The sequence below is a fragment of the Duganella sp. AC917 genome, assembly GCF_979258245.1.
Window position 1 is genome coordinate 3,716,822 of the sequence record NZ_OZ409848.1, and the last position, 17,908, is coordinate 3,734,729.

Consider the following 17,908-nt stretch of genomic DNA (forward strand, 5'->3'; position numbering starts at 1 on the left):
GCTATCGCCGATATATCGCCCAAACAGTAATGGCGGATTACGCGCTAAGCGCTGATCCGCCCCACTTGTTTCAGCCTACTTTCAGCGCCTTCACGCGCTCGCGAGCTCGCGCAAATACCGCAGCCCCTGCACCGACCGGCTGCCGTACCACGACATCATCTCCCCGTCGACCAGCAACACCGGCTTGCCCAGCTGCTTTTCCAGCGCGAACGCATGCGCTTCCGTGAAGCGATACGGTTCGCTCGACAGCAGCACGCCGTCGATGCCGGCGACTAGTTCAGAAGACCACGCGAAGCGCGGATACCGCACCTCGCCCAGATCCGGCACGCTCCAGCCGATCTCCTCGATCATGCGCGCGATGTAGGTATCGCGCGAAATCGTCATCCACGGATCTTGCCAGATACAGTACAACATCGTCTGCGGCGGTCCTTTAGGCGCCGCCTGCAACAGCGCGTACTCCGTCTCGAACGCCGCGCACCAGCGCTCCGCCGCCTCATCCCTGCAGAACACGCCACCCATCAAGCGCGCCAGCGCCAGATTGTCGCGCGGCCGCATCGGATGCGTAACGACAACATTGGGAATAAACTCAGCTAATTCCTCGACGGTCGGCTTTTCGTTCTCATCGATATTGACGACAAGATGCGTCGGCGCCAGCTTGCGGATCTTGTCGACATTGACATCCTTGGTGCCACCGACCTTGGGAATGGCTTGCACGACGTCGGCCGGATGGATACAAAAACCGGTGCGGCCAACCACCTGCTGCGCCAGCCCGAGCTCGCACAGCAGCTCGGTAATCGACGGCACCAGCGACACGATGCGCGCGTTCGGATCCGCCGGGTGCGCTGTGCCGAGCGCATCGATATAAGTCATGAGGTTTCCCGTCTTGATAGCAATGACAATATTGAAGCACTCCACACCACAACGCGCAACTACTACGTGACCCGCCCTGCTCGTTTGGGTATGATGTTTGAGTATAAGAATGCCTGTCAGCACAAATTGCTGCGCTATTGAAAGATTATCTTGAAACAGATCAGCACCTTTGGCACGTCCACCCACCAGATTGGCGACTTGCAGCTGCTACGCAATGCCAATGATGACGCCGCCATCGCCAAGTTGCTGGCGCCGTGCCCGATCATGCGGCTGGAAGCGGACGAAGCCGTCACGGACTCCAGCAAGGCGCGACTCTACATCGTGCTGCGCGGCGCGCTGTCGGTTGCCACCGACACTCGCACCGGCATGGCCGACGGCACCGTCAGCAAGATCCTGCCAGGCGAGAGCGTGGGCGAGCAATCGGTGCTCGATGAGGAAGCCAATCTGTCGAGCATCACCGCGCTGGAAGAAAGCGATGTGCTGGTGATCGAGGCGGAGATTGTCTGGCAACTCATCGACGAATCGAACGTGCTGGCGCGCAATCTGCTGCGCCTGTTGTCGTTCCGCATACGCGCCGCCAACGCACAGTTGCGCCGGCGCCAGAAACTGGGCGAGTTCTACCGCCAGCTGTCGATGATCGACGGCCTGACGGGCCTGTACAACCGCGCCTGGCTCAACGACCTGCTGCCGACGATGATCGCCACCGCGCACGGCTCAAGCTCGCCGCTGGCGTTGATCATGATCGATCTCGACAACTTCAAACGTTTCAATGACAGCCACGGCCACCTGGCCGGCGACCAGGCGTTGCGCGCGGCCGCGCAAGTGCTCAGCGGCGCGCTGCGCCCGACCGATTTTGCCGTGCGCTACGGCGGCGAGGAAATGATGGTGCTGCTGCCGGACACGCAGCGCAAGGTGGCGCTGGCGGTGGCCGAGCGCTTGTGCGAACGGATGCAGCAGGCGGTGGTGTTCAGCGACATGCGCGCGCCGCTGCCGCACATCACCGCCTCGTTTGGCGTGGCGATCTTGCAGCCCCACCAGCACGAACAAGACCTGATCGCCGCCGCCGACACCGCGCTCTACCGCGCCAAGGAACTGGGCCGCAACCAGGTGGTGCAGGAAGCGCTGGCCTAGTTCCTAACCGTGCTCGTCAGACTCGATCCGGCATGCGAGCTGCACCGTCTCGCCCTCCGTTGCAAACGATCAGTGGTTTTCTTTCTGCTTCGCGCCACCGCCGGCACCTTTATGCGAGCCGGCTTTTTCGCGTGACATGTGGTCGTGGCTGCTGTGCTCGGTAGCACCCGATTCGCGCTTGGCTTTGTCGGCTTCCGATTCGTGCTCCGCCGGCGTACCGGCAGTGGTGGTCGATTGGTTCTGGCTCATACTGTCCTCCTGAAATTTAAACAAAAAAACGTGACCATTTGTGAAGACTAACATGGCCACGATTTACAATTTCCAAGGTTTTCAATCGTGCGACTTCCAGTGCTGAGCAGGTAAATGTTACTGCGCAGGAGCGATCAGCTCCACGTACTCGTACAACTCGGCCAGGATGTGTTCCGCACGCTCATCCGCGTCCTGCTGCAGATGATCGATCTCGCCGAAGAACTGATCGATGCTGCGCGCACCGCCGGCGCCCTCGTAAAACCGCGCCGCCCGATGCTGCTCCCAATGCTCCATCTCCGGCTCGGACAAGGTCTCCGGGAAATTACGTGCGCGATAGCGGAACAGTAATTCGACCAGGCGCGGATCATCGAACGACGGCGAGGCCGCCGCCAGTTTCGCCGGCGTTTCCTTGCGCAACGATTCGAGCAAACGACGATCCTCCTTGCCGATGAAGCCGTTATACAAATCCTCGTCGACATCGAGCTCCGCGCCCGGCGGACGATAAAACACCTGCTCCCACTCGATATCCATATTGCGCCCGGCGGCGGCCAGCGCGGCGAACGCCTTGCCCTGCTCGAGGTCGATGCCCCACTGAGCGGCCATGGCCGGCGACAGCGTCTTCAGATTGGACACGAGCATCGGCGATTTGTTCAGATGGATGCTCTTCACGGGCAGCCGCGTCATGCCTTCCGGCAGCGCGTCGGCACGGGTGAAAATGCGCGTGCGGATCGTGTCCGCGTCCAAGGTGAACAACTCGCTTGGATCGTAGGTGCAATCCCAGACGATGACTTCATTCTTGTTGGTTGGATGCGTCGCCAGCGGCCATACCAGCGAGATGCAGCCGCGCTCGGCCGGGAACATACCCGACACGTGCAGGAACGGCGCGCGCAGCTGCGGCGCCAGATGCATGCCGATCTCGTCGGCCACGCGGTCTTTCTTGTGCAGCGCGAAGCAAAAGTCGAACAGCTTCGGCTGTTTCTGCTTGATCAGCCGCGCCAGCGCAATGGTGGCGCGCACGTCCGACAACGCATCGTGCGCGGCCTCGTGCAGCAGTCCGTTGGCTTTCGCCAAGTCTTCCAGCCGGAAGCTGGGCTTGCCGTCGGCCTTCTTCGGCCATTCGATGCCTTCCGGACGCAGCGCATACGTCATCCGCACCACGTCCAGCAGGTCCCAGCGGCCGCATTGGTTCTGCCATTCGCGCGCATACGGATCGATCAGGTTGCGCCAGAACATGAAACGGGTGATTTCATCGTCGAAGCGGATCGTGTTGTAGCCGACGCCGACCGTGCCTGGCTTGGCAAACGCCTGCTCGATGGTGGCGGCGAACTGATGTTCCGGCACGCCCCATTCGAGGCACTGCTGCGGCGTGATCCCCGTGATCAGGCAAGATTGCGGATCAGGCAAGAAATCGTTGGCCGGCTTGCAATACAACATGATCGGATCGCCAATCTCGTTGAGGTTGGCGTCGGTGCGGATCGCGGCGAATTGCGCCGGGCGATCGCGACGCGTCTGCGCGCCAAAGGTTTCGTAGTCGTGCCAGAGAAAAGTCTGTGTGGTCATAGAGGCGCATTCAGGGGTGCTACAGTTATTCTAAAAACTGCCGATAATCCAAGGGTACCCCAACAGGAGCAACATCATGGCTACTCCCGTCTCAGTTACAGCAGGCAGCACGGCCGCCAACAAGGCCGCGCCACTCCAGTCGAAGGATGTCCAGGCCAAGGACGAGAACACCATGTCGGTCGGCGCCAAGGCCAAGGCGCAACTTAATGCTTCCATCGTACAAGCTTCTTTGACGGTATCGTTGAAATCCTCCAACGACCCGATGTCGGTGGTGCTGAAAACCGCGCTCACCGGCATCAACGAAGCGCTCAAGGACCAGTTCGGCGATAACGCCATCCAGAACGCCGTGTCGCAGGACAATACCCCCGAAGGCACCGCGAGCCGCATTGTATCGCTGTCGACCGCATTTTACGATGCGTTCAAGCAGCAGAACCCGGGAGTCGATGAAGAGGTATTGCTCAACAAGTTTGTCGATACCTTGAAAAAGGGTGTCGATCAAGGCTTCGGCGAGGCGCGCGATGTGCTGGAAGGGTTGAAAGTGCTGGGCGGCGAGGTCGCGGGCAATATCGACAAAACCTACGAATTGGTGCAGAAGGGGTTTGAGGATTTCATCGCCGCGCGTCTGGCCAAACCGGCGGAAACATTACCCAAGATCGACAAGGAATCATCGCCCAACACATGATTGCGCGCTGCGCGCCCGTGGCCATCGGCCGGGCGCCCAAGCTGCGCCAACCTCAACCGCGATGCAGATTGATCGCGTCGCGCGTCTCGAGCGCCACACGGCGCGCGGCGGCGGCGAAATCCTCGCCCGCCTGCGGTGCCGCGTACAGGATCGCGCGCGAAGAGTTGATCATCATGCCAGCGCCAGCCGCTGTCTTGCCCGATTTAACGGTCGCCGCGATATCGCCGCCCTGCGCGCCGATTCCCGGCACCAGCAGCGGCATGTCGCCGACAATCGCCCTGACCTGCGCCAGCTCTTCCGGGAACGTCGCCCCCACCACCAGCGCGCACTGGCCGTTGGCATTCCATTTTTCCGCCACCAGGCGCGCCACGTGCTGATACAGCGGCTTGCCGTCCACGTTCAGGAATTGCAGATCCGAACCACCCGCGTTGGAGGTACGGCACAGCACGATAATGCCGCGGTCGCTCCACTCCATATAAGGTTCCACCGAATCCGAACCCATGTACGGGCTGACGGTGACCGCGTCGGCGCCGTAGCGGTCGTAGGCCTCGCGTGCGTACTGCCGCGCGGTGGCGCCGATGTCGCCACGTTTGGCGTCCAGGATCACCGGGATGTGCGGATAATTCTCGCGCGCATAGGCGCAGATCTTTTCCAGCTGGTCTTCCGCGCTCAGCGCGGCGAAGTAAGCGATCTGCGGCTTGAACGAGCACGCCAGGTCGGCGGTCGCGTCGATGATCTCGCGGCAGAAATGATAAATACCTTGCGGGTCGTTCTGGAACTGGACCGGCAGCTTGGCCAGGTCCGGGTCCAGGCCCACGCACAGCAGGGAGTCGTTGGCCGTCCACGCGGCAGACAATTTGTTGATGAAATTCACGACGTACCTTTTAATCTGTTGCAAACCCTCTATTGTAACGTGCCACCGGAGGGCTGTTAAAATTTGCCCTCCATCCCAGAACGCTCAGAAAGCAGTCCTATGAAATTATCCCAAAAAGTCGCTATCGTGACCGGCGCCACCCAAGGCATAGGCTTGGCGTGCGCCCAACGCCTGATCACCGAAGGCGCGAAAGTCATGCTGGTCGATATCAAACCGGAGGGCGAGCAAGCCGCCGCCGCGCTGGGCGAGCAGGCCCGCTTCTTTGCCGCCGACGTCAGCCAGAAGGCCGATGTGGACGCGCTGGTCGCCGCCACCATGGCCGCGTTCGGCCGGATCGACATCCTGGTCAACAACGCCGGCGTCACCCACGCCGCCGATTTCCTCGACGTTACCGAGGACGATTTCGACCGCGTGATGCGCATCAACCTGAAATCGATGTTCCTGTGCGGCCAAGCGGTCGCGCGCGAGATGGTCAAGCAGCAAAGCGGCTGCATTATCAATATGTCCAGCGTCAACGCGGAGCTGGCGATCCCGAACCAGGTGCCGTATGTGGTGTCCAAAGGCGCGATCAACCAGCTGACCAAGGTGATGTCGTTGAACCTGATCCCGCACGGCATCCGTGTCAACGGCATCGGCCCGGGCACCATCCTGACGGAACTGGCCAAAAAAGCCGTCATGTCCAGCCCGGAAGCGCGCAACACCATTTTGTCGCGCACGCCGATGGGACGCTGCGGCGAGCCGGAGGAAGTCGCGTCGATCGCGGCCTTCCTCGCCAGCGACGACGCCAGCTATATGACGGGGCAAACCCTGTACGTCGACGGCGGCCGGCTGGCGCTGAATTACACGGTTCCGGTGAAATAAAATAAGCTAAATTGCGAGTTATGCGCTTATCTGATGTCTGGTATCTGAAACAACAATTAGACACATATCTGATGCGGGCCCATAATTACACCTGTCTCCACTATTCTCCTCCAAGAAAATAGTTTTAAGCCCGCTTTAACCAGCGGGCTTTTTTTTTGCCTTTTTTCGCCGGTATTGTTTTTTGTCATAGCCGCGTCATATTGCCGCCCTATACTCGATACATCTTAAGTACATGCAACCGATAGGCATGACTGAAGAAAGGTGCACCGGAACCCGGTGCACCACTCCCCATTTCTCGCAGTGCGTGGTATCGTTTGGTTTATGATCAAGCAATTAATTCTGTCGTCCTCGCACGCCAAACTCCGCTACCGAACCGCCATCTTCCTGTATCTGCTGATTCTGATTTTCGGCTCGATTCCTGGCGCCCGCAAGGATATCGGCGAGGTCGCGTCCGGCGTCATCCTGCACTCGCTGGCCTACGCGGGCCTGGCCTTCCTGATCTTTACCGGCGGCACGGGCAGCCCGGCGCAACGCGCTGGCAAGGCGGTTCTGACCATCGCGGCGATGGGCGCGCTGGACGAGCTGGTACAAAGCTTCCTGCCCTACCGCCATGGCGCCATTGCCGATTGGCTGGTCGACTGCAACGCCGCCATCCTGACTTCGCTGCTCATGTGGGCCTTGTGGACGCGTTTCCGTGTCCAGCCGCAAACTTAAGATCCGGGTCTTTGTCGGCGGCGAAGGTCATCCCGCCGCCGGTCGCCAATTCCACGTCCAAACGCATTTGCTGCAATTGCTCGGCTTGGGCCACGCGTACCAGTCCGTGCAACGCATGTGTAAACAAATGTCTGCTGCGGGGATCCTGCTTTTCCCCACAGGCTAGAGTGATTAATTCTTCGATAATAGTGTCTGTCACGCGTGTCAACATATCGATGTCCTTTTGAGTGATACCGAACAATTATTGTCTGTAGGTAGCATGTTTCAATTGATGTACATCAATCGTGGCTGGATAGTTCGGAACAAAAAAGCATTGCGCTTCTCTCACCCAAGTGGCTGGCCACTTTGATTAACCATGGGGAGGCAAACATGTACATCACCAAGCAAAATAAATTGGTAACGGTTTTATGTATGGCGGCGCTGGCTGGGTGTTCGTCCGGCCGCATGTCGGACAGTTCGTCCAGTGCAAGCAGCGGTTATACGGCGCCGGGCAGCACTGCCGCGTCAAGCACGGCTGGCACCAGCAGTCCAAGCAGCAGGGGCACCGGCGAAACGGGCAGCAGCACCGCTGGAGCCGGCAGCTCTGGTGGCTCGGGCAGCATGGGCAGCAGCGCCGGGACGGGGAGTTTGGGAAGTAGCAGCACGGGAAGCACCGGCAGCATGGGCAGCAGTGGCAGTGGCACCAGCACCGGCGCAATGGGCAGCACCGCCAGCGCCGGCGACACCAGCGCAAGCTCCGCGCAAAGCTCGTACGGCATTGTGCAGGCAATCGACCAAATGCAGCGTCAGGATGCCGGCGTGGGCGCGGCAGGCGCCGCTGGCGCTGCGGCGGCGGGCGGTAGCATGGGCGGCTCGTCGAGCGACCGCGTGTACCGCGTCACCGTGCGAATGGACGACGGCAGCAGCCAACTGGTCGTGGTCGACTCCATCCCCGGGTATAAAATAGGTGATCGGGTGCGCTTCAGCAACGGTACCCTGACACCCTACTAATACAATTGTTCGACCTGATAGCCGCGCCGCTTGAGCAACTGCGGCAGGCCATCGTCACCCACGAGGTGCAGCAGGCCAACACCAACAAAGGCAACCTTGTCCTGCTGCATGATGCGTTCGATGTTGGCGGCCATTTCCGGATTCCGTTTGCCCAGTAGCACCCGCTGCATGAAGCCTGCCGAGATGGAATCGCCGGTCGTTGCCGTCTGCCACGCAGCCGTGATGCCCGGCGCGTCGGCGGCGTTCCAGGCGTCGATCAACGCCGTCGATTTCTTCAGCGACAAACCGCTCGCCAGATCGGCCAGACTTTCGATCAGATATTGCTCCTGTTGGCGCGCGTCCAGCATATCGAACAGGCCCAGCTGATATTCGGCGCTTTCCAGTTCCTGCACCGTCTTGTCCTGCTTCTGCGCGGCTGCGAGCAACGCGTATTCCACTGCCTGGCTGCGCTGGAAACCGTGGTTATCCAATTCCGAACCGACCAACAGATTGGCGATCAGCCATGGCTTGTAATGCTGCACCGATTGCAGCGACATGCCGGCCTTGGCCAGCGCCGTGACCATGTTATTCAAAGTGGCCGGGGTCAGATGGTTCTGGACAACGTCGCCGTCCGGATAACGGCCGTGACGGGCCAGCGCCTTCTGAAACGGCAGATCCTGACGAATGTCCAGCTCAAGCACCAACGTGTTCGAATCGAGCAGCGCGCGCGACGCCTCCTCATCCAGAGGATAAAAGCCATCCGTGCCGACGTGAATAGTGCCGAACAAATAACTGGTTTTGCCTTCATGGGTGATGCGGTACAACTGGCCCCGGCGCTGCGAGCCCGGCTCGCTCACGCCAGCGGCAAACACGCCCTGACTGACAAAACTGAGCAATAACGAAAACAAGATGACAAGTTTCTTAGGCATGCGAATTCCCGACGATAGCAGGAGATGCCATCGAAATAACTTTATTTGGTAGGAGTGGGAGCTGCTCGGCGTGGCGCTTTACTGTTGCCTATAGTAAATCAGGAAGGCGCTGGAGAAAAACTTTTTGTAACATTTGCCGTGGCTTTCGGCAAATTAAACACACTTAAATAGCAGGGAAATAATGAAAAGGCTGTGCAAATATAAACAGTTTGCCGGTTGAACATGGGTAAACCCACATCCGCGCCAAGGGTTTCATTGAAACCTGTACGGTCGGCCCGATATGTTGTTCATGATTCCATTCTCCATACTCGACCTCGCGCCGATCGCCGAAGGCAGCACCGCTTCCGCATCGTTCCGCAACACCCTCGACCTCGCCCAACACGGCGAGCGCTGGGGCTATCAACGCTACTGGCTGGCTGAACACCACGGCATGCCCGGCATCGCCAGCGCCGCGACCGCCGTGGTCATGGCACATGTGGCGGCCGGCACATCGACCATCCGTGTCGGCGCCGGCGGCATCATGTTGCCGAACCACGCCCCGCTGGTGATTGCCGAGCAGTTCGGCACCCTGGAGGCGCTGTACCCCGGCCGCATCGACCTCGGACTGGGCCGCGCTCCGGGCTCCGACCAGACCACCGCCCGCGCGCTGCGCCGCACCCTGGAAACGGACGCGGACGCCTTTCCTCAGGACGTGCTGGAATTACAAGATTACCTGTCCGACGCGCCGCGCCAGCGCGTGCTGGCCGTGCCCGGCAAAGGCGCCAAGGTGCCGCTGTGGATACTGGGCTCCAGCACCTTCGGCGCGCAGTTGGCCGCGCACCTGGGTCTGCCTTTTGCCTTCGCCTCGCATTTTGCGCCGCAAATGATGATGCAAGCGTTGACCTTGTACCGTGCCAACTTCCAGCCCTCGGCGCAACTGTCCAAGCCTTACGTGATGCTGGGCTTTAACGTTTTCGCCGCCGATACGGACGAGGAAGCACGCCTGCGCGCCACCTCGATGCAGCAAGCTTTCGTCAACCTGCGCACCGGTAAGCCGTCGCGGCTGCAGCCGCCGCAACCCGGCTACCTGGAATCGCTGGGACTGGCGGAACGCGCGATGCTCGACTCCGTGCTGTCGTGCAGCGCGATCGGCGCGCCGGAAACGGTCGGCCGCCAATTGCAGGAATTTATCGCCCGCACCGGCGCCGACGAGTTGATGATCACCTCGCAGATCTTCGAGCACGAGCACCGGCTGCGTTCGTATGAAATCACTGCTGAGGTCCACCAGTCGCTCAAGCGTGCGGAGGCGGGGCTCTAAGGATGGCGGATTACGCCTCCGGCTAATCCGCCCGACGTGCATCCGAGGGATAGCCGGGCCGCCCAAAAATCCCTAGCTCAGCAGCATTTTGCGATCGCCGGTAAAATTGCCGGCTGCAAAATGAAGGAGCATCACGTGAGCCACTCCCACGCCCAGCAAGATCTTTCCCCCGGCATGGTCTGGCTATTCGCCGTCGCGACCGGTCTGATCGTCGCCAATCTGTACTACGCGCAAACCCTGATCGGCCCGATCAGCCGCGCCACCGGGCTGGACCCGAGCGCCGCCGGCCTGATCGTCACGCTCACGCAAGTCGGCTACTGCATCGGACTGCTGTTTATCGCCCCGCTGGGCGACCTGGTCGAAAACCGCCGCCTGATCTTCATCGCGCTACTGACCAGTGCGGTCGCCTTGCTGGCCGCCTCCGCCACCAGCAATCCCAACCTGTTCCTGCTGGCCGCCTTCTGCATCGGCCTCGGCACCGTCGCCGCGCAGATTATCGTCCCGTTCGCCGCCCATATGTCGCGGCCCGAGACACGCGGCCAGACGGTCGGCAAGGTCATGAGCGGCCTGTTGATGGGCATCATGCTTGCCCGTCCGGTCGCCAGCTTGATCGCAGACGCCCTGAACTGGCACGCGGTGTTTGTCATCTCCGCCGTCACCACCACCGCGCTCGCCTTCCTTCTGCGTGCCAAGCTGCCGCAGCGCCAGCCAAATTCCGGGCTGCACTACTTTGAGCTGTTGGGTTCGATGTGGCATTTGCTCAAGACCACGCCGATCCTGTGCCGGCGCGGCGCCTATCAAGCTTGCATGTTCGGCGCCTTCAGCCTGTTCTGGACCAGCGTATCGCTCGAGCTGACGGGACCTTACTTCCACCTCAGCCAGACCGGTGTCGCCATTTTCGCGCTGGTCGGCGTTGCCGGCGCGATCGCCTCGCCGATCGCGGGCAAGCGCGCCGATCAAGGCAAAAGCCTGTCGACCACCTTCATCGCGTTCTCGCTGGGCACCGTGGCGTTCCTGCTGCCGCTGGCGATACAGGCCAACCGTCTCGTCGATCTGGGCGTGCTCGTGCTCACGTCGATCTTGCTGGACATGGGCGTCTCGGCCAGTCTGGTGACGGGGCAGCGGGCGATCTTCGCGCTGCCGGCGGACATCCGCGCGCGGCTGAACGGCCTCTACATTGCGCTGTTCTTCATGGGCGGAGCGATCGGCTCGTCGCTGGGCGCGTGGATGTTTGCCGCGCACGGCTGGCGCGGCGTGTTGTGGGCTGGATTGCTGTTCCCGCTGATGGCGCTGTGCATTTTCGCCAGCGAACCCGGGGTGAGGTCCACTCTCTCTGCACGGGCTGCGCGGTAAGGCAGTTATTTGCGGTGCATTTTGCCGTCGGAGCTGTAGTCGATCTGCTGGACTAGAATCGAGCGGCGATGATCGCCGCCGCCAGGCAGCACGTTGTCATGGTAGAACAGCAGCGTCTTGCCATCGTGTTCCAGGATCGCCTGATGATTGGTCGATATTTTCAGGAAGTCGATCAGCACGCCGCGATATTCAAACGGACCCAGCGGCGACTTGCCGGTCGCGTAGACGATCTGACCCGGCCAGCCGGTCGAGAACGAGAAATAATACAGACCCTTGTGCTGATGCAGGAACGGCGCTTCGCCATACGCGGTCTTAGCCGGAAACTTGTCCACCACCACATTCTTGATGCCGCCCACGGTGTTTTTCAAGTCGGCCGACAACTCCACCACCTTCGGCACCCGCGTACCAAAATACAAGTAGATACGCTTGTCCTTGTCGATGAACACCGCCGGGTCGATCGGTTCGTCGCCGGCATTGGCGTCGCGCGGGGTTTCGACCAAGGGCTTGCCGATCAGATCGACAAAAGGCCCCATCGGGCTGTCGCTAACGGCCACGCCGATCTGCTTGCCGCCCACCGGAGCGAAGAAATAGTATTTACCGCCGAGCTCCACCGCTTCCGGCGCCCACGCCTTGGCATCCGCGCTGGCCCACTTGAATATACTCGCTGGCAAGCTCGGACCGTGATCCTTCCAGGTTTTCAGATCGGGCGACGTCAGCACCCGCCAAGAGGTCGAGTCCCAGTACTTGCCGGAATTGTTCTGGTCGTCGGTTGCGTAGACGACATACTGTCCGGCGAAAAAGTGCGGCGATGGATCGGCTGCGAAATTTTTCGTCAGCACGGTTTGCGCGCTCGCGCACGTGCTTGCCGCAACCAGCATGGTGGCCAAAATGGTTTTCACGAAGTCTCCAATGTTTTTATTGAGACAATGGTAAAACTGATAACGGCCAGCGAGATATAACTTTATTGGCATTTGCCATAAAAAAAGCAGCCCGCAGGCTGCTTTGCGTTGAAACAAGCGGCGCTTACTTGACGTTGCGCGGCTTGGCGAAGGCGTCGCCGGCCTGCCATTCAGGCAGTTTCGGGCTGTCGGCGATCGCGCGGCCCAGGTTCAGCGTGTACTGCGCCATTTGCACCATGCCCGACAGATCCCAGCTTGCATCGTATTCGTCGCTGGCCTGGTGATAGCGTTTTCCGTACGCGTCCGCCTTCAGCTTGGAACCGGCCGGGTCCTTGATGTACTCGCGGCCGCCGTCGATCGAAAACGCCGGCACGCCCTGCTTGGCGAAACTGAAGTGGTCGCTGCGGAAGTAACCGCCGGCCAGATCCGGCTCAGCCTTGGCGATATGCATGCCCATTGCTTTAGCGGTGGCTTCCGCCATCTTGCCCAGCTCGGTGCGCTCGCTGCCCTGGGTGCCGATGTCGCGCGTCGCGCCGACAAAATTCAGGCTATCCAGATTCAGGTTGGCGGCGGTTTTCGCCAGCGGCCACAACGGCGCCGTGGCGTAGGCCGCGCTGCCCAGCAACCCCTGCTCTTCGGCGGCCACCCACAGGAACATCTGGCTGCGCTTGGCCGGCGCACGCACTGCCTGCTGCGCCATCGCCAGCAAACCGGCCGTGCCGGAAGCGTTGTCGACCGCGCCGTTGAAGATGGTATCCCCGCTATCGCCCTGCTTGCCCAGGTGGTCGTAGTGCGCGCTGTAGATGACCACCTCATCCTTCAGCTTCGGATCGGTGCCCGGCACCACGGCGGCAACGTTGAATTGCTCGACCTTGCGCACGGCCGCTTTCATTTCGCCACTCAGCTTGGCGGCCAGCGGCACCGGCTTGAAGTCCTTGCGCTCGGCGGCGGTGCGCAGCGCGTCCAGATCCTGGCCGGCGGCCTTGAACAAGGTGCGGGCGGTGTCGTCCGTGATCCAGCCCTGCAGCTCGGTGCCGAGCGTGCCGGCCGCCAACTGGAAGCGCTCCACGCCAGACCAGCTGTTCTGGATCACGCTCCAGCCATACGACGCGGTGGGCGTAGTATGGATCAGCAACACGCCAGCGGCGCCCTGGCGCTTGGCTTCCTCGAACTTGTAAGTCCAGCGGCCGTAATACGTCAAGCCTTTGCCGTTGAACCGGTTCGGCTGCTCGGCGCTCGGCTGCGGATCGTTGACCATCATGACCAGGATCTTGCCCTTGAGGTTGGCGCCTTTGAAATCGTCCCACTGCTCGTCCTGCGCGGTGATGCCATAGCCGACGAACACGAGGTCGGCATTGAAGCTGTGCGCGGCGGTCGCGTCGCCCGGCGCGAACACCCAGTCCTTGCCAAAGCTGATCGGCAGCGCCTGGCCGCCCGCTTCCAGCTTCAGCGTGCTCTCGGCCGGCAGCGTCTTGACGCCGGCAATTTGCACCGCCTGACGATAGCTGTCGCCATTGCCCGGTTTCAGGCCCAGCGCCAGCGACTGCGTTTCCAGATAGGAGACGGTCAGGTCGGCGCCGCGCTGTCCGGTGCCGCGGCCTTCCAGCAAATCGCTGGACAGAAAAGCGAGATGGGCGCGCAGTGGAGCTTCCTGCACCTCGGCAGCGGTTTTGCCGCTGGCCGCATGCGCGGGGAAAGCCAGCGCCAGGCTGATAGCCAAGGCGGAGGCAACAAAGGATGGGGTCATTTTTTGCATGATGTCCTGAAGGCGTGAAGGATGAGCGCGGCCAGGGCGATCCCTGAAATTGCCGCGCGCACATTGTAAGACATTTGCCGTGGCCGCCGGCCGCCATCCATTGCGCAGCGCAGCATAGGCCGCCGCGTTAAAATGACAGCATGACCGATCGCAACAACACTGCAAAAACCTACATTGGCCGCTTCGCGCCCTCGCCCACCGGCCCGCTGCACATCGGCTCGCTCGTGGCGGCCATGGCCAGCTATCTGGACGCCAAAACGCACCACGGCCAATGGCTGCTGCGCATCGAAGACGTCGACGGCGACCGCAACGTCGACGGCGCCGACCAGCATATCCTGGCCTCGCTGCAACGCTGCGGCATGCGCTGGGACGGCGAGGTCACCTGGCAAAGCCGCCGCACCGGCCTGTACGAGCAAGCGCTGCTGCGCCTGGACGAACTGGTCTACCCTTGCGGCTGCTCCCGCAAGGAAATCGCCGACTCGCAACTAAGCCTGACCGGCAGGCAAGCGCAAGCGCTGATCTATCCCGGCACCTGCCGCTACGGCCTGGCGCCAGGCAAGAGCGCCCGCGCGCTGCGCCTGAAAGTGCCGCAGTCGCCCCACTGCGTGATTGGCTTCGACGACCGCTGGGCCGGCCACGTCAGCCAGGATTTGACCGACGAGGCCGGCGACTTCGTCGTCAAGCGCGCCGACGGTTTCTGGGCCTATCAACTGGCGGTCGTGGTCGATGACGGCGACCAGCGCGTGACCGATATCGTGCGCGGCGCCGACCTGCTCGACTCCACTCCGCGCCAGATTTACTTGCAGCAAGCGCTGGGCCTGCCGCAGCCGCGCTACCTGCACGTGCCGGTGGTGGTCAACGAACTGGGCGAGAAATTATCCAAGCAGACCGGGGCCACGGCCTTCGACAACGGCGCTCCGGCGGAAACGCTGCTGCAGCAGGCGCTGCTGCCGGCCGCGCGGTTCCTCGGCATCGATGTCCAGGCCGACACCATCGAAGGCTTTTGGCGCGCGGCCACGCCGGCGTGGGCACAAGTTCTGCGGAATCCGCCTATTTCGCGTTAGTCTCGACCTCGCTCAAGCCTGACAGAGCCGTGCGCCGCCCGCGCGGATTTTTCATCTACACTGGCGCCATGGAAGTCGAACTCAAACTCATACTCGCCCCCGCCGACAACGACGCGCTGATGGCGCACCCGCTGATCGCCGCCCACGCCAGCGGACCCGTGCGCACGCAGCAGACCACCGCGCGCTACTTCGATACGCCCGATCTGCATTTCCTGCACCACGGCGCAGGCTTGCGCGTGCGCAAGGTGGGCGACGAGTGGATACAGACGATGAAGGCCGGCGGCAGCGTGCAAAGCGGCTTGCATAGCCGCAATGAGTGGGAATGTCCGGTGGACCGCGCATGGCCGCGCCTGGGCCGCTTGCGCAAGCTGATCGGCGACGACGCGCAATGGCGCGACATGCTGGACCTGCCGGATCTGAAGGAGCGGCTGGAGCCGCTGTTTGTGGTGGAGGTCGAACGCCACACCTGGGATCTGGAAATCGAAGGCAGTGCGATCGAAATGGTGCTCGATCACGGCCACATCGAACGCCACGGCCGCAAAATCGACATCAACGAAATCGAACTGGAACTCAAGGAAGGCGAACCGGCCGCGCTGTATGCGTTCGCGCTGGAACTGCATCAGCAGATTCCCCTGCGCCTTAGCAACATCAGCAAGGCCGAGCGGGGCTATCTGTTGTGCCGGCAAACCGGCACCGCGCCCTACCGCGCGCAGGCGCTCAGCCTTGACCCGCACAACACCGTCGGCCAGGCGCTCAAGACCATCCTCGACAACTGCCTGCAACACATCCAGCGCAACGAGGAAGCCGTCATCCATGGCGACGATCCCGAAACCTTGCACCAGATGCGCGTGGGACTGCGGCGCCTGCGTTCCGCGCTCAAACTGTTCGACAACGTCGCGCCTTGTCCGCAAGCGCTGGCTGCCGACATCGCCTGGCTGGGCACCGAACTGGGCGCGGCCCGCGACGCCGACGTGCTGCTGATGTCCACGCTACCGCGTATCCAGTCCAATCCCGGCGGCAAAAACGCGCTGATGGAACTGCAAGCGCTGGCGTTGGCCGCCGCGCGCGGCTACCGCAAGGCGGCGGCCAAAGCGCTGCTGTCGCCGCGCTACACGCAACTGTTGCTGTCTATGGGCGTGTGGATGCAGCATATCGCGACGGACGTGCCCGACAGTGCGCTGCCGAAATTCGTCCACTCGACGATGCAGCGCCTTCACAAGCAATTGATCAAGCGCGCCAACCGCATGGACGACGACGACCCCGTTTCCATTCATCGCACGCGCATCGCGGCCAAGCGCGGCCGCTATGCGCTGGAATTTTTCCACTCGTTATACCGGCAAAAAGGCTCGCGCGAATATCTGAAAACGCTGGCGGCGATCCAGTCCGACCTGGGCCAGCACAACGACCTGATCACCGCCGACCGGTTGCTGCAGGAAATGGCCGCGCAGCATCCGGACGCGGCCGACAGCATCGGCTACGCGCGCGGCTATCTACATGCGTTGCAATCGCAACAGCCGGTCGATCTGGACGATATCCGCGACACGCTACACCATCTCAAGCTGCCGCGCTGATCAGCGCGCCGCGCCGCCCGCAGCCGGCACTGGCACTGGCCCAGGCTTCGACGTGACCGTCCATGCCAGCGCGCCGGCGCACTTGGCCTGCGCCACCGCCGACAACACCTGGTCGGCCTCCTCGCTGGCAAGCGGATATTCCTTGCTTCCCTCGATTTTGAAATGCAGCTCCGGCATGGTGGAACTGGCGGTCTTCGACAGCACCGGCGCGTAGCCACGCTCGGCCAATATCCGCCGGCAAGGCTCGATACCCTTCAGGTCGGTCGATTCCAGCTTGATGCTGAACACCCAGCGCTCCACGACGCCGCGCGCGGCCAGTTCGGGGTCGGGCAGCATCAGGTTCGACGGCAAGGTGGCGGCGCCAGCACTGGTGACGATGGCGGCGGCAAACAAGGCGGCGCGGACGGTGGCGGGAACGATAGCGGCAAAGATACGGCGGGACATGGGCATTCCTTGAAATCAAGTCAAGCCGCCATGGTATCAGCCCACGAGAATTGGATACAGCGTGGCAACCAACAGCAGCGCCATCACCACGTTAAAGATGCGCACCGAGCGCGGATCCTGCAACAAACGGCGCATCGCCACGCCGAACATCGCCCACGCGCCGACGCCGATCGTGCCGACCGCGTTGAACACCAGCGCCAGCTGGGCCACGTCGCCGGCGCCGAACCCCTGCGGCAGGTAGGTGGTGATCGCGCTGATCGACATGACCCACGCCTTGGGATTAATCCACTGGAACGCCGCCGCGCCGACAAAGCCCATGGGTTTAGACCGCGCGGCCTGCTCGGCGTTCATCGGCGCCGCGTTGGCCAGCTTCCACGCCAGCCACAGCAGGTAAATCGCACCGACGTACTTCAGGATCAGCTGTAACATCGGAAACTGGACGAACACCGCGTGCAAACCCATCCCGGTCGCGAAAATCATAAAGGCGAAACCGAAAGTGATGCCGAACAGATGCGGCAACGAGCGCCTGAACCCGTAGTTCAGGCCAGAAGCCATGATCATCGCGTTATTCGGTCCGGGCGTGATGGACGTGACGGCGGCAAAGGTGCACAGCGGCAGCAAGAGTTCGGGCGACATGATTTTTCCAGGGCGATAGACCAGCCCATTGTAGTCACAACTGTGCTGG

Annotated in this window: 19 protein-coding genes; 9 read left to right on the forward strand and 10 right to left on the reverse strand. The window is 61.8% G+C overall.

Annotated features, from left to right (window positions below; all coding sequences use genetic code 11):
* Positions 1–90 precede the first annotated feature (90 nt).
* Positions 91–870 carry a helical backbone metal receptor gene (locus ACZ0BA_RS16145; protein WP_463452233.1) on the reverse strand — a complete coding sequence of 260 codons (780 nt, stop codon included), beginning with the start codon at positions 868–870 and terminating at the stop codon, positions 91–93.
* 150 nt (positions 871–1,020) lie between these two features.
* Here ACZ0BA_RS16145 and ACZ0BA_RS16150 point away from each other — a divergent pair, with 150 nt between their 5' ends.
* Positions 1,021–2,001, forward strand: coding sequence for a GGDEF domain-containing protein (locus ACZ0BA_RS16150; RefSeq protein WP_463452234.1), 981 nt, complete (start codon positions 1,021–1,023; stop codon positions 1,999–2,001).
* A 69-nt stretch (positions 2,002–2,070) separates the two neighbouring features.
* Here the strand turns inward: ACZ0BA_RS16150 and ACZ0BA_RS16155 are convergent, their stop codons facing one another.
* Both ACZ0BA_RS16155 and sbcB read right to left on the reverse strand, forming a co-directional pair.
* Positions 2,071–2,250: a hypothetical protein gene (locus ACZ0BA_RS16155; protein ID WP_463452235.1), complete on the reverse strand. Its 180-nt coding sequence runs from the start codon at positions 2,248–2,250 to the stop codon at positions 2,071–2,073.
* Positions 2,251–2,367: 117 nt separating this feature from the next.
* Positions 2,368–3,810, reverse strand: a complete 1,443-nt coding sequence (gene sbcB / locus ACZ0BA_RS16160; RefSeq protein ID WP_463452236.1) for an exodeoxyribonuclease I — start codon at positions 3,808–3,810, stop codon at positions 2,368–2,370.
* 76 nt (positions 3,811–3,886) lie between these two features.
* On the opposite strand from sbcB, the gene ACZ0BA_RS16165 reads away from it, so the two are divergent.
* Positions 3,887–4,492, forward strand: coding sequence for a DUF5610 domain-containing protein (locus ACZ0BA_RS16165; RefSeq protein ID WP_463452237.1), 606 nt, complete (start codon positions 3,887–3,889; stop codon positions 4,490–4,492).
* Between the two features lie 52 nt (positions 4,493–4,544).
* On the opposite strand, the gene pyrF is transcribed toward ACZ0BA_RS16165, so the two are convergent.
* Positions 4,545–5,366: an orotidine-5'-phosphate decarboxylase gene (gene pyrF / locus ACZ0BA_RS16170; protein ID WP_463452238.1), complete on the reverse strand. Its 822-nt coding sequence runs from the start codon at positions 5,364–5,366 to the stop codon at positions 4,545–4,547.
* A 99-nt stretch (positions 5,367–5,465) separates the two neighbouring features.
* Here pyrF and ACZ0BA_RS16175 point away from each other — a divergent pair, with 99 nt between their 5' ends.
* Together ACZ0BA_RS16175 and ACZ0BA_RS16180 are read left to right on the forward strand one after the other, a co-directional pair.
* Positions 5,466–6,227, forward strand: coding sequence for an SDR family NAD(P)-dependent oxidoreductase (locus ACZ0BA_RS16175; RefSeq protein WP_463452239.1), 762 nt, complete (start codon positions 5,466–5,468; stop codon positions 6,225–6,227).
* A gap of 321 nt (positions 6,228–6,548) precedes the next feature.
* Positions 6,549–6,941: a VanZ family protein gene (locus tag ACZ0BA_RS16180; RefSeq protein WP_463452240.1), complete on the forward strand. Its 393-nt coding sequence runs from the start codon at positions 6,549–6,551 to the stop codon at positions 6,939–6,941.
* 476 nt (positions 6,942–7,417) lie between these two features.
* On the opposite strand, the gene ACZ0BA_RS16185 is transcribed toward ACZ0BA_RS16180, so the two are convergent.
* Positions 7,418–7,585 (reverse strand): hypothetical protein, encoded by a 168-nt coding sequence (locus ACZ0BA_RS16185; protein ID WP_463452241.1) that lies wholly within the window; start codon positions 7,583–7,585, stop codon positions 7,418–7,420.
* Positions 7,586–7,601: 16 nt separating this feature from the next.
* Here ACZ0BA_RS16185 and ACZ0BA_RS16190 point away from each other — a divergent pair, with 16 nt between their 5' ends.
* The gene (locus tag ACZ0BA_RS16190; RefSeq protein WP_463452242.1) at positions 7,602–7,931 is read left to right on the forward strand and encodes a hypothetical protein; all 330 of its coding nucleotides are present in this window, start codon (positions 7,602–7,604) and stop codon (positions 7,929–7,931) included.
* Here ACZ0BA_RS16190 and ACZ0BA_RS16195 read toward each other — a convergent pair.
* Positions 7,928–8,839 (reverse strand): TraB/GumN family protein, encoded by a 912-nt coding sequence (locus ACZ0BA_RS16195; RefSeq protein WP_463452243.1) that lies wholly within the window; start codon positions 8,837–8,839, stop codon positions 7,928–7,930. The two genes, ACZ0BA_RS16190 and ACZ0BA_RS16195, sit on opposite strands and share 4 nt — an antisense overlap.
* A 289-nt stretch (positions 8,840–9,128) precedes the next feature.
* On the opposite strand from ACZ0BA_RS16195, the gene ACZ0BA_RS16200 reads away from it, so the two are divergent.
* The gene (locus ACZ0BA_RS16200) at positions 9,129–10,136 is read left to right on the forward strand and encodes an LLM class flavin-dependent oxidoreductase (RefSeq protein ID WP_463452244.1); all 1,008 of its coding nucleotides are present in this window, start codon (positions 9,129–9,131) and stop codon (positions 10,134–10,136) included.
* A gap of 174 nt (positions 10,137–10,310) precedes the next feature.
* Complete coding sequence (locus ACZ0BA_RS16205) at positions 10,311–11,489, forward strand: MFS transporter (protein ID WP_463454770.1); 1,179 nt, start codon at positions 10,311–10,313, stop codon at positions 11,487–11,489.
* A gap of 5 nt (positions 11,490–11,494) precedes the next feature.
* Here ACZ0BA_RS16205 and ACZ0BA_RS16210 read toward each other — a convergent pair whose 3' ends face one another.
* A complete protein-coding gene (locus ACZ0BA_RS16210) occupies positions 11,495–12,388 on the reverse strand; it encodes a family 43 glycosylhydrolase (RefSeq protein WP_463452245.1) in 894 nt (297 codons plus the stop codon).
* Between the two features lie 124 nt (positions 12,389–12,512).
* On the reverse strand, positions 12,513–14,144 hold the full coding sequence (locus tag ACZ0BA_RS16215; protein ID WP_463452246.1) for a M28 family peptidase: 1,632 nt from the start codon (positions 14,142–14,144) through the stop codon (positions 12,513–12,515).
* A 140-nt stretch (positions 14,145–14,284) separates the two neighbouring features.
* Between ACZ0BA_RS16215 and gluQRS the strand changes: the two genes are divergently transcribed.
* Together gluQRS and ACZ0BA_RS16225 are read left to right on the forward strand one after the other, a co-directional pair.
* The gene (gene gluQRS / locus ACZ0BA_RS16220) at positions 14,285–15,208 is read left to right on the forward strand and encodes a tRNA glutamyl-Q(34) synthetase GluQRS (RefSeq protein ID WP_463452247.1); all 924 of its coding nucleotides are present in this window, start codon (positions 14,285–14,287) and stop codon (positions 15,206–15,208) included.
* Positions 15,209–15,276: 68 nt separating this feature from the next.
* Positions 15,277–16,779 carry a CYTH and CHAD domain-containing protein gene (locus ACZ0BA_RS16225; protein ID WP_463452248.1) on the forward strand — a complete coding sequence of 501 codons (1,503 nt, stop codon included), beginning with the start codon at positions 15,277–15,279 and terminating at the stop codon, positions 16,777–16,779.
* Here the strand turns inward: ACZ0BA_RS16225 and ACZ0BA_RS16230 are convergent, their stop codons facing one another.
* Together ACZ0BA_RS16230 and ACZ0BA_RS16235 are read right to left on the reverse strand one after the other, a co-directional pair.
* Entirely contained in the window at positions 16,780–17,223 is a 444-nt protein-coding gene (locus ACZ0BA_RS16230) for a hypothetical protein (protein ID WP_463452249.1), read from the reverse strand.
* Positions 17,224–17,259: 36 nt separating this feature from the next.
* A complete protein-coding gene (locus ACZ0BA_RS16235; RefSeq protein ID WP_463452250.1) occupies positions 17,260–17,859 on the reverse strand; it encodes a LysE family translocator in 600 nt (199 codons plus the stop codon).
* Positions 17,860–17,908: the final 49 nt, after the last annotated feature.

Coding starts and splice junctions, on each gene's coding strand:
- sbcB (WP_463452236.1), bottom strand. CDS start 3,810: ATGACCACACAGACTTTTCTCTGGCACGACTACGAAACCTTTGGCGCG.
- ACZ0BA_RS16180 (WP_463452240.1), top strand. CDS start 6,549: ATGATCAAGCAATTAATTCTGTCGTCCTCGCACGCCAAACTCCGCTAC.
- ACZ0BA_RS16205 (WP_463454770.1), top strand. CDS start 10,311: ATGGTCTGGCTATTCGCCGTCGCGACCGGTCTGATCGTCGCCAATCTG.
- ACZ0BA_RS16200 (WP_463452244.1), top strand. CDS start 9,129: ATGATTCCATTCTCCATACTCGACCTCGCGCCGATCGCCGAAGGCAGC.
- ACZ0BA_RS16225 (WP_463452248.1), top strand. CDS start 15,277: ATGGAAGTCGAACTCAAACTCATACTCGCCCCCGCCGACAACGACGCG.
- ACZ0BA_RS16190 (WP_463452242.1), top strand. CDS start 7,602: ATGGGCAGCAGTGGCAGTGGCACCAGCACCGGCGCAATGGGCAGCACC.
- gluQRS (WP_463452247.1), top strand. CDS start 14,285: ATGACCGATCGCAACAACACTGCAAAAACCTACATTGGCCGCTTCGCG.
- ACZ0BA_RS16215 (WP_463452246.1), bottom strand. CDS start 14,144: ATGCAAAAAATGACCCCATCCTTTGTTGCCTCCGCCTTGGCTATCAGC.
- ACZ0BA_RS16235 (WP_463452250.1), bottom strand. CDS start 17,859: ATGTCGCCCGAACTCTTGCTGCCGCTGTGCACCTTTGCCGCCGTCACG.
- ACZ0BA_RS16175 (WP_463452239.1), top strand. CDS start 5,466: ATGAAATTATCCCAAAAAGTCGCTATCGTGACCGGCGCCACCCAAGGC.
- ACZ0BA_RS16230 (WP_463452249.1), bottom strand. CDS start 17,223: ATGTCCCGCCGTATCTTTGCCGCTATCGTTCCCGCCACCGTCCGCGCC.
- ACZ0BA_RS16195 (WP_463452243.1), bottom strand. CDS start 8,839: ATGCCTAAGAAACTTGTCATCTTGTTTTCGTTATTGCTCAGTTTTGTC.
- ACZ0BA_RS16165 (WP_463452237.1), top strand. CDS start 3,887: ATGGCTACTCCCGTCTCAGTTACAGCAGGCAGCACGGCCGCCAACAAG.
- ACZ0BA_RS16145 (WP_463452233.1), bottom strand. CDS start 870: ATGACTTATATCGATGCGCTCGGCACAGCGCACCCGGCGGATCCGAAC.
- ACZ0BA_RS16155 (WP_463452235.1), bottom strand. CDS start 2,250: ATGAGCCAGAACCAATCGACCACCACTGCCGGTACGCCGGCGGAGCAC.